Below are 14,654 nucleotides of genomic sequence, written 5' to 3' on the forward strand. Positions count from 1 at the left end.
CAATAGGAGGCGTCTAAGCCATGACTCCAATGACCGGAGCTTGAAGTTCGATGAGGTCCCGGATAGCGGCCGGACTGGCCGGATCTTTGACGGACCGCTTATCAGCCGTCAACACAATGGCATCGGCCCGGGCAGCTAGCATTTGTAGGTCCGCCCGGCTGGCAATGGGGGGGCCGGCAATGAAGATCATGCTGTAGGAGCTTTGGCACGACTTGAGCAATTCCGTCAAACGTGCCGAGGCCATCGCTTCGACGGGAAAGACTCCCTCGCCGCTGCCAATCAAGTCGACACAAGGATTCTCCGTATGTTGAATGAGGTCCGCTGTGATCGGAGCATTGTTGGAAAAGATATCCGACAGCCCCATTTGGTGTTTGTTATCGAGGGTCGCCAGCGATTCGTTTTTCGCCTGTTTTGTATCTGCAGCTGTGGATTTTTCTGTGGCAGTCTTGGCTGCGGCTGGTTCAGCGGGACTGGGGTGGGAGAGATCGCTGACGGAGTCTGACTTGGCAAACTTTCCGTGTTGACGATCGACTGCGTCCACAAGCAGAATCCGTTCGCCACGATGGGCCAGGCATTCGGAAAGGCTGCTCAGTACGCCTGCGGGAGCCGGTGTGTCCCCCAGGCCGCTGAATAATACAACACTTGAGGATTCCGGCAGCGACTGTTGGATACGCAGCGCAGCCATCCGAATGGATTCGTTGGTTTTCCAGTCGGGAGTCGAACGAGATCGAGAATTGAAATGCGCGAGTGCCCGATCCGTCATCAGTGGCAAGCTCCAGCGTCGGCTAAAGGCCGAAACCGCGGTCTCGCGTTGTAGCAACCATTCGGTCAAGACAACGGGGCAGACCAGCAGGATCGAACAGGCAAAAAATGACATCACGAACAGTTTTTTTGTGTTGGATGTCACGATCGCCGTTTCGATGCTTGCCGGAATCAGCACGGCGAACTCGCGCGATTTGCATTGTTTGAGCTGTTCCATGTTTTCTTTTTGGAGCGAAATCAGTTTCGATCGCCCTTCGGCGGACTCCAGCTTTTTTTCCCATTTGGCCACGACTTCGGAGCTGGCGATGGCAACGTCCCCCGCCTTGTCTGTGGCTTCGCTGTCATATTTTGCCAAGCGATCGTTCAACATATTTAAGTGGTTTTTTACGGTGTCGAGGCGAAATTGAAATTCGCTAATCCGCTGGTCGGCGCCCGCGATTTCCGTCTTGAGTGTCGTCAGCTCCGGTCCGGCAATCTGACTGATGGGCCCCAGCGTGGTCAATCCAATTTCATCGAGGGCCGTTTCCCATTCGACAAGCGAGGCATCTTTTCCGGTCGTATCAACCACAGCCAATTCTTTTTTGAGACTGGTTAACTCGGCAAACCGAGTTGAGGTTTTCGCATATTCCTTCATCACCAGATCAAGTTGTGTCTGACGCTTTTTTAATAACTCCGTTTGATACAGGCTGATTTTCTCTTGCCGGACTTTTTCCGCTTGGGCCAGCTGTTGTTCGATGCTCAGCAGTTCCACATTTTTTAAGTCAATGGTGGATTTTGTCGTCGAAACCGATTTGAGCTTATTTGAATATTCTTGGGTCGCCAGACCGTTGTTGTGTAGAAGTGTGTCATGCCGCAAACGCGCCGCACTAAGTTGCTCTGCCGCTTCGTCAACTTCGCGTTTTGCTCCCAAGTGAATTAATTCAACATGTTTCAGATGCTCGGTGAGAATCTCCTGTCGCTGCTCGGCTGCCGCGTCGATCAATGTTTGCATCGTATCGTTGACGAGTTCTACGCCAACTTCCGCCTCAGGCCAGCCCAGGGTTAATTCCATGACGCTGGAGCGACCGATGACCTTCATCTCAAACAGACTGGCAAAGATATCGGGCGAGATGTCCAACCCATGCTTGTCGACAATTTTCTGCATGCGGCTCGTCGAAAACAGAACTTCCTTGTACGTTTGCAGCGAGGGGGCCTGATAGACAACAGGCCCAGGCGGTGTTGGCAATCCGGAGTAAATTAAACTCCCGCTGACTTCGGCGTTCAGCGACCGGAACTCCGTCGCAATAAAATAGCTCAGGCCGCCTGCAAGCAGCCCAATGATGCCCAGCAACCACCATCGCTTTTGCAAGATCGTGAGAAACAGCGAGGGCTGGTCTTCCGGTTGCGGGGTGTGGGCCGCAGCGGTGTAGGCGGGGTAATTGACCTGTGGGTTATGTGCATTCGTCGCGATTTGTGACTGTCGCACGTTTGTTGAAAGATCTCGATTTGTCATGATGTTTTAGCTGCAATAAACAACAGGGTTAATAAAGACTGCCGTGTCGCTGGCGGGAGATGCCGCTTAGCCGAACCTTTCGTCGACGCGTTGTTCCTCGACTTCACAAGCGAGAATTCGAGCAGGAATACCGACTGCGGTAGCGTGTTCAGGCACATCGCACAGCACCACGGCATTCGCGCCGATTTTTGCATGGTCCCCGATGACGACACCTCCCAGTACCTTGGCACCAGCCCCGATGTCGACATGACCGCCAATCCGGGGGCAACCTTTACGTTTGCCTCCGATTCCAATAGTGACCTGTTGAAAGAACAGGCAATTCGCTCCAATGACCGCATCGGGATGGATCACAATTCCGTTGGGGTGCGGCATGAGCAGTCCCCCTCCGATTTGGCTGTTCAGTGGAATATCGGCGCCACAAATCACCGACCAAACTTGGTGGAACAGTGCATGCCATTTACGCAGCAATTTGCCGCGCAGCGTCCCCCGCGTTTGCGCTTGGTAACGACGCAAATGGTAGAGCAGTTTTCGTGACGGGTCCCAAAATCGCCGGACCGTTTCACGATTCCAGTCATGTGTGGTTGCCGAAATCACTTTTGCCTGATCCCTCGTAAGCCAACACTGATTTTGCGACGAAGCCAGCGCCGCATCGATTGGACGGGCATCGAAACATAGCGTTTGGAATGTTCCGTTGGCCGTGCCTGAAAGATCGTGCCGTGCCCGCTGTTGTCGATTTCTTCAGCAGTGCAGGGGGTGTAGTAATAGCCGGCAAACGACTTACGACTTGTCGACGGAGGACAGGTCACGGCGCTCACCCCATGCCAACTGATTTCGCTGGTTTCAAATATCACACAGCGATTGTAAATCGGGGCAAAGCTGTGCGCTAGGTTCTTGACGTTCTCGTCCCAGAGCTCGGTCTTGCCGCCCCATTCGTCGCGCCAATCACGATTGAAGAACACCAAAATGTTGAGCCGGCGATGTAATTGGCGATGTTTGATGTAGTTGAAATCAATGTGGACATCCAGGTGCCCCCGCGGACCGGTTTGATGCATTCCGCCTCCCACCAGTTCCGGATCGCCGACGAGGTCCTTGAATCCTGAAAGCGTTCTTAAGTTCTCCACAAATTCCGGTGACTGCAATTCCTCATGCAGTTGTTTGATCGCTGCGGGAAACAGCTCGGAGTCTGTGACTTGGTATTTCCCGCGCTCGTTGACAGCGCTGAAGCCTTTGCCGAGCCGTTTGGCTTCTTCAAAGGAGGGGAAATCGCTTTCAATCGTCGCTGCCGCCTCGGGCAGGAGAAAATTGTCGAAGCAAATATGAGGGAACGGCGCGGCCGCGCGGAATTGGGTAGCGGCGCTCTCAAAATCAATTTCGCGAATCATTGGTGTTTGTAGTACTGACATGCAGGCTCCTTAATTCAGAAAAGCCAACGAAACATCTTTGTTTAAACGGGGTTCACGTGACTCTTTGCCGCGCTACCCGCATGCAGTCGTCGCAGCGGTCTTACGGGCACCGGTTTTTGTAATACGGGACCGGCGGATTCCACTTCGGTCTCACTGTAGGAAACGATGTATCCCACGACCCCGCCGGTGGTCATGACATAAAACGGGTTGGGCATGGCGTTCGGGAGGCAATCAATGGCGAACAACGTGATGGCGATAGAGAACGCAAGCACGGGTGCGATTTCCGGCGACATAAGCTTGCGCACCGGAAATGTTTTGATGAGTAGTCCCAAGGGGGTTAACAGTAAGACAAATAGCGCGACCAATCCGAAGACGCCATATTGGCCAAGTTGAATGATCCACAGGCCGTCGGTGACCGAAATGTCTTTCCCAAATTGGTCGTACACCCGCGAGCGTCCCCACCCCCCCCAGCCAAAAGCAGGTTTCTGCAATGCCTTGTTGACGAGGATGTCTTCATTCTGAAAGCGAAACTCAAGCGACTGTGCACGTTCTCCGCTGATGCTTTTTGCCATTTCGACAGCGGGCTGCCAGCCTTGATCCCCAATGGAACGGATGACGATATACGCCGGTGCCACTAAAAGAAGAGCCAGCAGCGCCAAGCGGTTCTTCAAAACGGACGTCCAGGCCAGGACACCTAATCCAGCGGCCAATAGCAACAACGCCCCCGTCGACCGGCAGAAGATCGTTGTCACCACTAAGGCAACCAGGGGTAACCCCGTTCCCATTTTTCCCCAATGTTTCCAGACACCCTTCCACCACAGCCAGATGCCGATCAAGGAAGCTGTGGTCATCCATAACCCGAGTTGCAAGCCGGAATCAAGAAACACAGCAGGCCGCCATCCCCCCAGACGCATGCCACCGGAGCGATAGCTTTCGCCATAAACCAAGGCATGCAGTTGGGGACTCATACGGATCTCGAACCAACACAAGGGGAGATAAATAAGCGTCGCTGCCAGGAGTGTGGTGGCGGCGAACTTGGCCGACGCTGAGTCGACGATATAGGCCCGCCCCAATAAATAGGGACCGCCCCAAGTGACAATCGTCGCCAGCATGACCGAACCGGCGTCATAGGGGCCGAGGTTGTTCGTCAATGACGAAATTGCCGGAGCAATGCACACCAGGACAATCGGCAAATCGTAGCGGCAGGGCCGCAGGGAGGTGAACCGCTCCAGGTCGAAGACAACCGTCGCGGCGATGATCGCATAGCAGGTGAGCGACATTTTGGAAATGTCAGGCAACCCGCTGATCGGGTACGTCTTAAACGGCAGAAACAACCAGCCGACGACGAACGCCACCACGACCGCTTTATCGGACTTCAACTTGGAGAAGAGTCCGATGACCAGCAGTGGCCACGCAAGCATGACAATGTCGGCAAGAATGGTCATGTTCCCGCCTTCCATTGCGCAATCACACTTTGGTAAAACTCCGCCGTTTGTTCGGCAATTTTACGGGGGTGAAATCGCTGATTCGAATCTTCGGCAGCAGCGGCGCCTAATTGTGCCGCTAAGCCGCGGTCAGCTAGGATCCGTCCGACTCCCGCAGCCAATGATTCCGGGTTATCAGGCTGCACGAGCACGCCGGTTTTGTCGTCGAGAATAATTTCCGGAATCCCGCCGACACGCGTCGCCACAATCGGACAGCCACAGGCCACAGATTCCAGCGCTGAGTAGGGGAAGTTGTCGAATGACGACGGAATGACGGTTACTGCTGCGCGCCGCCGCCATGTCTCAATCGTGGACGGTGCCTGTTTTCCCAGATAATTGATGCGCTGTGCTACGGATTCGTCGAGATGTTCTGCGACAAATTCAGCGAACTTGACAACTTGGTCGTCTTGGGAACGAATTCCCGTATCAGGACCGATGAACACGAGACGCGCGTCGGGGAATTGTTCCACAATGCGCTGGAAGGCGAGCAGCATCGTGTCGCCTCCTTTGTGCCGGTCAAACCGTCCGACAAACAGAATGGTCCGCTCCTCCGCTTCGTCCGCATTCCAACACATATCGCTGGAATAAACCGGAGCTGGATTGGGGATCACGGCTGCGTGGGGAAGTTCCAAATTGTAGTATTCGCGTGTCGTGTCCAGCACTTTTTGGCTACAAGCGGTCACTGCGCAAGCCGCTTCGATGGCCTTGCCTTCGGCTTTGACGCGACGGGCGAACGCTTTGTCTTGTTTCACACCGTTGGCTTGGCCGTTCAAAAACCATGGCCCGTGCAGTCGCACCACCACAGGGAAGGGGACCCGTTGCGCCACATGACGAGCCAAACCGAACGATTCTTCCATTTCCAAAAGATTGACCGCCCCATCGCTGCCCGTTTGCGTCAATGCATGTGCGATGCCCCGTCCCGCGCGTCGGCAGTTCCGCTCGGCATCGTCTTTGGAAATGATTCGCGTCAGGCGGTCGCTAATGCGACTGATCACACTCTCGCAAGGAGACCACTGGGTGACCCCGGCATCGTCCGCGTACCGCATCGCTGTCGACTTGGCCCGCGTCACAACCAGCGGTGAATGACCGTCGCGCCGCAATTGTTGTTCGAGAACGGAAACGTAGGTCACAATTCCATTGCTGGTTTCGGTGGCCGGCCAATTCGGCGTAAACAGCGCGCAACGTAACTTTCCGAGTTGAGATTCCCGATTCACGGTGCCGTTTTTTGGTGAAGTCTGCGTCGCCATCGTGTCTCATCTTCCTCGGAGTGCGCAACAAAAGGCGCGCCATGCCGTCAAATCAAACGGCCGTTGCAAAATACTCAACATTGCATAGCGACGAGCCGTCGAAATATTGCCGTCGCCCAATGCCCACCACGTCCAGGCCAAATGCTGGCTGGCGACCGTGGGCAAGTTGGCATTGGAAAATTTCTCGCAGTTTGGCGTCTGTTCGCCGCGTCGCTGTGCGGCGGACTGCATTGCTGTAATGGCCGAGCGAACCTGCCGGTCTTTTTGCAGCCAACCGACCTTTTGGGAATGGAACCGGTATTGGATCAGCACCTCGTCCATGTTGGCCAGCCGTCCGACTTCGGCCAAACGCAACCATAAGTCGAGGTCCTCGGCGCCATACAGGTTCTCGTCGTATTCCCCCACAGCTTCAATGGCTTCGCGTCGCATCAAAACCGAAGGGTGGCAAATCATCCCTTCCCCTTTTTGCAGATGCGCTGCATCAATATCTTCGTGTTTGAGCGGTGGAGTAAAACGCCGTAGCGGCCGGTCTTGGGGATCAATCCACAGTTGCGCCGTGCCGACGGCTAAGATGTCGTCGTGTCGCGCCAGGAATCGCATTTGTTTTTCAAACCGTTCCGGCAGTGCAATGTCGTCGGCATCCATACGTGCAATGAAATCGCCGCGAGCCTCTGCGAGCATCTCGTTGAGGGTCACCACGTAACCTTTGTTTTCGCGGCTGCGCAACACGATGCGGGAATCGCGGTCCGCGATGCTTTGAAGAATACTCAAGCTGCCATCGGTCGATCCGTCATCCACGATCAGGAATTCAAAATCGCCGAATGTTTGCGCAAGAATACTTTCCACCGCTTTGGCGATGTAGCGTTCCGCATTGTAAACCGGCAGAATCACTGAGATTTCTGGTGCACTCATGATGTCGCAATCACTCCATTTCTATCCGCACGTTCCCCCAAATGTTGTCGAGCCACCGATTGCAACAACCGGTGCAATCGACCAGCCTTGGCTTCAAGCCGGTTGTTTTCGGTGACTGTTTTCTTGGAGCGGCGGACGTTGGGATCGATTTGGGTGAAATCGAGCTCGCATTCCACAAACGACTCGAGTTCACTGTGTCCCTCTCCGGCAAGGATTTGATCGGAGTCGACCAGCAAAAAGCGCGGATCGTTTTCGGCCCACCGCAGTAGTCGGGTGTAGGTGCGAATCCAAGTCTGCAGCAAGGCGGGGCGTTTGAATGCCAGATGCGGATCGTACGATTCCTGAGCATCGCGAAGCATGCTGTCTACGGTGCGAAACGGGCAGCGGAAGACGATCAAGAAACGCGTGTTCGCAGGAAGGTAGGGTTTCCAAGTCGACAACGTTGCGCTAAATCGTGGATCCTTAAAGCAGAAGGGTTGGTTCGCACACAGTTGTTCAATCAACGCGCGCTCATCCGGCTGAACCCGTACCGCTCGTGCTGCATACGGCAACACCGCCCAAAACGCACGCCAGTCGTAATGGGTGCTGGGGTAGATAAATCGTCGCAGGCGATACGTCCCGCGTGGGTAGAGCAGGCGGAAGATGATTTTGTTATTCAGCCCGTTGATGTCCTGCGATTCGTAATACCCAAAAGGATTCGCCGGTGTCGCTTTGATCAGCTGGTCGCCGAAAAATGCACCGGTATTACGAAAGCAGGCGGTCACCATGCTCGTGCCGCTCCGGCCGGTTCCGAGAATCATCGTGTTTTGCATCAGACACCTCCCGTAAGCGCCGGTTCGGTATTGTTCCGAAACGACCAATCCGACGGAGCCACCGCTGCGGGATTGCCGGCCGCCGTGTACGTATATTCCGGATCGTGCGGCAAATCACTCACGTGAAATGAAATGCAGCGTTCGTGCTCATCAATCGCACCCCGACCGCGGACCCACAATCCAATCGTCAAGAAATACTGTCCCGGTCGCAGGACATTGATCGGAAAAGAACAGGTCACGTCGCGTCTGCCGGGGCTTTCGAAAAATGCAGTGGGTAATCCCACGGTATTGCTGACCAGGATCAAACGGCCGCTCAAATCGAAGATCCGCAGCGAAGCCGAGGCCAGGGGCAACGGACGGCGGACTTCCCAGGAACTGGTCACCGACCATGGCTCGCCAAAACGGACCACCGCGACCGAATCGCCGCTGGAATCATGCACCGCCGCCGACAGCAACGACGCCTCGCGATCCTCATCAATTTTGGGTTCAAAGTAATGCTTCAGGTCGGAACTGCCGCATTGCAGGTACTCGTCGACCACATTGGCAGTCGGGCCGGAGTTCACCAATTGCCCGTCACGAAACATCAGCGCTCGCTGACACAGTTCGGTCACCGCCGACATGTTGTGGCTGACAAACAAAACGGTGCGGCCTTCTCCGGTGGAGACCTCTTGCATCTTGCCCAGGCATTTCTTTTGAAACTGGGCATCGCCGACCGCCAACACTTCGTCGACAATCAAAATCTCCGGTTCCAGGTGGGCCGCCACGGCAAAGGCCAAGCGGACGTACATGCCGCTCGAATATCGTTTGACCGGAGTGTCCAGGAACTGCTCCACTTCGGCAAAGGCGACGATTTCGTCGAACTTGCGATCGATTTCGACCTTCTTCATGCCCAAGATCGACCCGTTGAGGTAGATGTTCTCACGGCCTGAGAGCTCGGGATGAAATCCGGTCCCCACCTCTAATAACGAGGCGACTCTGCCGCGCAGGACCGCCCGCCCCGAAGTTGGTTCGGTGATGCGGCTGAGGATCTTCAGCAATGTGCTTTTGCCAGCTCCATTGCGGCCGATCAGGCCGACCACTTCACCCCGTTTGATATCAAACGAGACATCCTTAACGGCCCAAAACAACTCATCGTTCCCACCACCGCTCAAGTGACGGAAGCGGCGCAGTGGAGCTTTGGCCATGCCCACCAGCGCATCGCGGAAGGTGGGGTACTGCTCTTCCTGTTGGCCGAGGCGATAAGCTTTGCCGAGGTTTTCGACGGTGATAATAGGTTTGTTCATAGTCGACTTTGAGTGAAAACAAAACGCGAACCGACCAGGTTTGGCTTGTAGCGAACTGTTAGGCGATGTCGGCAAATCGCCTTTCGGTTTTCCGGAAATACATGACGCCATAAACCAGCAGCGCGGCCGTACTGAGCGTCGAGATGCAGAGCATGGCCCAGGGAAACGGGGTGCCGAAGATCACGCTGCGAAAACCTTCAATAATCCCCGCCAGCGGATTCAACGCATAAAAGTACCGATAACGTTCAGGAACGATTGCCGTGGGGTAAACAACCGGGCTGACAAATTGCCATGCCTGGACCATAAACGGAATCACGAACCGAAAATCGCGATAGGTGACTGTCAGCGCCGACAACGTGAATGCAATTCCCAGCGATGCCGCCCAGGCCAATAGAATCAGTAAGGGCAACAGCACAATTCGGGGTGAGGGAACAACACCGTAAATGGCCATCATCACCGCGAACACACCGAAGGAGATGGCCATATCAACCAGCCCACTGGTGACGGTGGCTGTAGGAACAAACAGTCGCGGGAAATAGATTTTTGTTAGCAGTTGGCGTTGGCTGACGAGCGTTTGACCGCCGACCGAAATTGCATTCGAGAAGAACAGCCACGGCAACAAACCGGCGTAGACGTAAACGGGATAGACTGCTATTAACTCTGCGGGAAGTTCGTTTTTAAGTCCTGCAAAGTTTCCAAAAATGACGGTGAAAATGGTCACGCTAAACACGGGAACGAGGACTGCCCAAGCAACACCCAGGACCGTTTGTTTGTAGCGGACTTTGATGTCCCGCCAGACCAGGAACCAGAGCAATTCGTGAAACAGCCACAACTCGCGGAAATCGACGGCAACCCAGCCGGATTTTGGCTCGATGACCAATTCCACGTTTGCGCCGTGATCCGTGCTTTGCGCGGCAGAAGGCATTTTCTCGGGGCCGAGGGCGTCCGTCGCCGCATGGAGCAGCGATGTTTCCTGGTTCGGTCGTTGGGTTGTGGTGATTCCGTCGTTCATGGCAAGTCGGTCAAGCAAGGCAACGCGTGAGGAATGTCGGGTGAAAACGCTGTGAATGCTCCTGGTGGAGAATCCGCAGTCCAGCACCGACACGGCAATCCGTGATTATTTGGGCGTTTTTCGACGACGATGACTTTTGTGCGGAATGTCGTATCGCTTGATCTTGCGATAGAGCGTGGCCTGTCCCAGTCCCACTAAATTGGCCGCATCGACGACATGCCCATCAGCACGTTGCAATGCATCGATGATGGCCGCCCGCTCAAATCGCTGCACTTCCGAGAGTGGAGTTCTCATGACCGAAACCGAGGAATCGTTCTCCTGCGGTTTGTGCTCGATGGTCCCTCCATTCGAAGAGGCCATGTGGCCGTTGGTCGGTGCGGAAGGGACATGGGGGCTGGGAGCAGTGCATGACGGCGAGTGAAACTCAGCGGGAATGTCCAACGGCTCCACGAGTTTGCCCTTAGCAAAAATCGCGATCCGTTCGACGGCATTTTCCAACTGCCGAATATTGCCCGGCCAATCGTAGTCGTAGAGCACTTGCATCGCTTCGGCGGTAAAGCCTTGGACGCTACGGTTGTGTCGCTCCACGGAGCGAGAGAGGAACAATTCGGACAGTTCAGCAATGTCCTCCCGCCGCTCGGAAAGTGGCGGAAGATGGATCGGAACGACATTCAGCCGATAGAAGAGGTCACTGCGGAGTTTGCCGTCGCGAATGACCGATTCCGGGTCATGGTTCGAGGCGGCAATGATCCGCACATCGACTTGCTTTTCAGTTTGGTCGCCCACACGGCGGACGGTTCCTTCTTGGAGAAAACGGAGCAGCTTGGGCTGGAGTGTGACCTCCATTTCGCTGATTTCGTCGAGAAACAGCGTGCCGTTGTCGGCCGTTTCACAGAGTCCTTCTTTGGTATGTGTGGCGTGTGTGAACGAACCTTTGACATGACCGAACAACAAACTCTCGGCCAATCCTTCGGGGATGGCCGACATGTTGACGGGGATGTAGTCGGTCTCTTTCCGCAAACTGCAGCGGTGAATGGCGCGGGCGACCATTTCCTTGCCCGTTCCGCTTTGTCCCCAAATCATCACGGTGGCGTGTGTGGTGGCGACTTCCAGGACCTGGCGTCGCACTGATTCCATCGTCGTGCTGGAACCACGCAGGTACATACGAAGCCAATGCGACAGACTCTCTGTGTTGCCCTTTTTATCACACGAGGTGGAGTGTCGCCGGTGGGGATGCGAATCGCCGTTTCTCCGTATAGACGTTTGGGCGGCGTTGTCCAAAATCGGGGATGACTCGCCCGTGAAGGAGCCGTTGGTCGAAGCGGAATATCCAGCCCCTCCCTCCGGCAGTTCGGGTGTGCTGGAAAATCGCGGCGCACTGGAACTGCGGCTGGTTAGCTCGTCCACCAGCGATTTCACTTCCAAGGGACGGAGATCACCTTGGAGCACGTCAAACGCACCCATCTTCAGCGCGCGCACGACGCGGCTGATATTGGTGTCATCGGTCGCCATCCAACCTGCGACGGGATGCTTTTGCGCCCAGTTGGCAACAACTTGCTCTCCCTCTTCGGACAATCCTGTCAGATTCACGATGATACCGTCGAAGCGATCGAGCGGTTCGATGAATTGAAAAGGAGATCCGTTGCTTCTTGTTGCGACAACACATTCGCAACCATGCCCATCAAATTGCCTAATAATTTGGCGAATTGATGAGTCGTCGAACAGGGCGAATAAAACCCTGGCTTTATTTGAATGCATCTTATCGATCGAATCCATTTTAGAGTGCTATTCCTATCCATGTACGATTCCGCAGTGTGTGGCAAGCACCGAAACCCGATTAGGGGCTTGGTGTTCAATCAAATCTTGTCAGCACACAATACGATCCCGGGCCCGCGTAGTAGATTGTACTGATGCAAATTCCTTGCCTAATCCTCCAAAAGAGTCCCAATTTGTCGAAAATTAATCGTGACGACAGGGCTGTCTCGTTTGATGAAACGGCGCAGGTTCCTGTTCGGTGAACTTCCACGCGCAACATGTGCCCAACAATGGCACGAGCTTGTGATAGTGCGTTTGCAATCCATTGGCGCAACTAAAGGTTGTATGGCGTGATGGCGTCGAAAAAGCCGGGCGAACAACACCTGGAAGGTGTCCGCTTTACGGAATGAGTGGGTACTGATCGTCTAGGCTGGAAGTCAAAACCCGTTTTGACTGTCGCAGCCATGTTGTTGGCCCGCGATCGACGACGTAATTCAGTTTTTACAGCTCTTCGAAATCTTTTCAGCCTCAACAGAGAATTCACCAAAGTGACACAATGCGAACCGCAGAGAACAGTTTGAGGATTTCCGTTTCCATTGAGAAATGCTCGAAATAGTGGCTTGCATTGACGAATCGACAAGCAGCACATTACTGCCCAGCGTTGCTTGCCGTGGCGTGGCGCTCAAATCGCCTGAGTCGATGTTCTAACAAAAAGACAGTGGGGGGTCTAGGATGACGAGCCAAAAGACGCAAAAAATGGCAATGAGTTTCTGGGCCCTTCAAAACAATCGTTACATGCCCTCGCGTCAAGCACTGAACGTGCCACTCAAGATGTCGAGTGTCACGGGTGTAGCGAATCGCAGGGGCGATCTTTTTCTTGACAAGGCTCAGGCTGTGGCAACGATTGCTCGTTGGCTGTTTCGCCGTGCTAATCATGGTTTCGTTGGTTGTCCATCAAAGTCAAGAGGACAATTCAGTGGGTTGTTGGTTTGGGGGGTGAGGAGGTTCGCCATCATCAACGCTATTGTGAATCCCACGTGAACTCACCGTGAATTCTGGGTCGCGAAAATCGCTGTGCAATTTTTACAGGGACAGTTTCTGGCAATTGCAATTCCGGGTCGCCGGGGTGCGGACGATCTGTGCAGTCCAGTCTGGGTGTGCGTTTCGCGCTGGTCGTGGTGAAGGGGTAGAGCGGGCGTGCGGTCTGTTTTGGAGGCCTGCTGAACAACGTGCTTGCGGTTATCGATTTGATAATTATCGCGCCCGGCGATATTTTATCCGCCGTTTCTGGTGTGGCTTGCCGAGGGGGAAGATGATTGTTTGGTGCTGTAAGGTGTTATGGTGTAGCGGTTTGTTGTGCTTCGGGTGATGTTTTTTTGCGTGTTGTTACGTTTTGGCACAACTGCTGCTCTATTGTTTTATTGCAGCACGCCCTCTCTGTTAGGGTTTAGTTGGATTGCTGTTGTTAATCACCTGATGGTTGGGGGTCACCTATGCGAAAAACCTGTTTCTTACTTGCTCTATCACTGGCCAGCTTTCCTGTAGTGGCCTCAGCAGCCTTTGGGCTCGCTTCATCGTCTGGAGTTGCATACGTCGATAATACCGGCGGCGCAATTACTGACTTCGATGAAGGTGCACTTGAGGATACGGAAAATGTTCCGTTCCTGGTGTTTGAAGGGGCTGAAGTGGCAACTTTTGACGTCGATCACGACGGGTCTTCGGGGACGTTCACTGAGTTTTCTCAGTTGGCTCCGACGACTTTGGATGTCGACAATTATGCCAGCTACCTGCTGCACTTCGATCCGTTGGGACAGCCGGTTGATCATGTGAATGCCACTGGTTTTGTGGAATTCAATGACCAAACTCGGATCGTGGGTGTTGTGTTGCTGCCGGGAGCCGATACCGGTCCTGAGAGCACCACGGACAGCTTGGGTGCAACGGACGCCATTTATGGCCCCGGTTATACTTACTACGACACTTATACTTACCGTGGCTTGGAATTGGGTAACTCCTCTTCACCGGACGGATTTTCCATCGCCAGCGACGGTCGGACGTTTTCATTCGACTTGAACGCCATGGGTGCTGGAATCGATGAAGTTCGCTTGATCTTGCAAGCGGTTCCCGAGATGAGCTCCATTGTGACCTGGTCAATGATTGCTGGGTTGGGATTGGTCGTGACCCGTGCTCGTTCGAAGAAGCGTCGCGAGACTGCGGAAGCTTAAGGCTGTGCCTGATGGGGGCAGGTCGTTCTGACGGTCCTGCCTGTGTTTGGTTGCTGCTTTGTTCTGTTGTGTAGTTATTGCAATAACGCAGCGGACGATTCTGCTAGAATTACAAAAACATTGACAGACGCCAGCATCATTGTTGGCGTCTGTTTTTCTGTAATAGGCCAGAGGGCGGGATTGCATTGTGCCGGTTGCGGGAGGGCGGTTGAATAGTTAGAGTTGCACGCCGGGAGAAGTTTACGCAAGGCTAGGTGTTGAGGGGGATTG

General features: G+C 54.4%; 11 protein-coding genes. 1 reads left to right on the forward strand and 10 read right to left on the reverse strand.

Translation table 11 applies throughout. From position 1 onward, the window contains the following. Positions 1–13 precede the first annotated feature (13 nt). The 10 genes from Mal52_RS05915 to Mal52_RS05960 all read right to left on the reverse strand — a co-directional run bounded on the left by Mal52_RS05915 (position 14) and on the right by Mal52_RS05960 (position 12,183). A complete protein-coding gene (locus tag Mal52_RS05915) occupies positions 14–2,254 on the reverse strand; it encodes a hypothetical protein (protein WP_145374786.1) in 2,241 nt (746 codons plus the stop codon). 66 nt (positions 2,255–2,320) lie between these two features. Further along, entirely contained in the window at positions 2,321–2,848 is a 528-nt protein-coding gene (locus Mal52_RS30145) for a serine acetyltransferase (RefSeq protein ID WP_231962534.1), read from the reverse strand. Continuing rightward, entirely contained in the window at positions 2,845–3,657 is an 813-nt protein-coding gene (locus tag Mal52_RS05925) for a 2OG-Fe(II) oxygenase (RefSeq protein WP_145374788.1), read from the reverse strand. The genes Mal52_RS30145 and Mal52_RS05925 overlap by 4 nt, the downstream gene beginning before the upstream one ends. 41 nt (positions 3,658–3,698) lie before the next feature. Continuing rightward, the gene (locus Mal52_RS05930) at positions 3,699–5,102 is read right to left on the reverse strand and encodes an O-antigen ligase family protein (RefSeq protein ID WP_145374789.1); all 1,404 of its coding nucleotides are present in this window, start codon (positions 5,100–5,102) and stop codon (positions 3,699–3,701) included. Then, the gene (locus tag Mal52_RS05935) at positions 5,099–6,388 is read right to left on the reverse strand and encodes a glycosyltransferase family 4 protein (RefSeq protein WP_145374790.1); all 1,290 of its coding nucleotides are present in this window, start codon (positions 6,386–6,388) and stop codon (positions 5,099–5,101) included. Before Mal52_RS05935 ends, Mal52_RS05930 begins: the two co-directional genes overlap by 4 nt. Before the next feature lie 6 nt (positions 6,389–6,394). After that, positions 6,395–7,300 carry a glycosyltransferase family 2 protein gene (locus tag Mal52_RS05940; RefSeq protein WP_145374791.1) on the reverse strand — a complete coding sequence of 302 codons (906 nt, stop codon included), beginning with the start codon at positions 7,298–7,300 and terminating at the stop codon, positions 6,395–6,397. After that, the gene (locus Mal52_RS05945) at positions 7,297–8,112 is read right to left on the reverse strand and encodes a hypothetical protein (protein WP_145374792.1); all 816 of its coding nucleotides are present in this window, start codon (positions 8,110–8,112) and stop codon (positions 7,297–7,299) included. Before Mal52_RS05945 ends, Mal52_RS05940 begins: the two co-directional genes overlap by 4 nt. Beyond that, positions 8,112–9,395: an ABC transporter ATP-binding protein gene (locus tag Mal52_RS05950; protein WP_145374793.1), complete on the reverse strand. Its 1,284-nt coding sequence runs from the start codon at positions 9,393–9,395 to the stop codon at positions 8,112–8,114. Before Mal52_RS05950 ends, Mal52_RS05945 begins: the two co-directional genes overlap by 1 nt. 58 nt (positions 9,396–9,453) lie before the next feature. Further along, positions 9,454–10,407, reverse strand: coding sequence for an ABC transporter permease (locus Mal52_RS05955; protein WP_145374794.1), 954 nt, complete (start codon positions 10,405–10,407; stop codon positions 9,454–9,456). Between the two features lie 105 nt (positions 10,408–10,512). Then, positions 10,513–12,183 carry a sigma-54 dependent transcriptional regulator gene (locus tag Mal52_RS05960; RefSeq protein ID WP_145374795.1) on the reverse strand — a complete coding sequence of 557 codons (1,671 nt, stop codon included), beginning with the start codon at positions 12,181–12,183 and terminating at the stop codon, positions 10,513–10,515. A gap of 1,472 nt (positions 12,184–13,655) precedes the next feature. On the opposite strand from Mal52_RS05960, the gene Mal52_RS05965 reads away from it, so the two are divergent. Then, the gene (locus tag Mal52_RS05965; RefSeq protein ID WP_145374796.1) at positions 13,656–14,384 is read left to right on the forward strand and encodes a hypothetical protein; all 729 of its coding nucleotides are present in this window, start codon (positions 13,656–13,658) and stop codon (positions 14,382–14,384) included. Positions 14,385–14,654: the final 270 nt, after the last annotated feature.

Source organism: Symmachiella dynata (genome assembly GCF_007747995.1).
Classification (GTDB): domain Bacteria; phylum Planctomycetota; class Planctomycetia; order Planctomycetales; family Planctomycetaceae; genus Symmachiella; species Symmachiella dynata.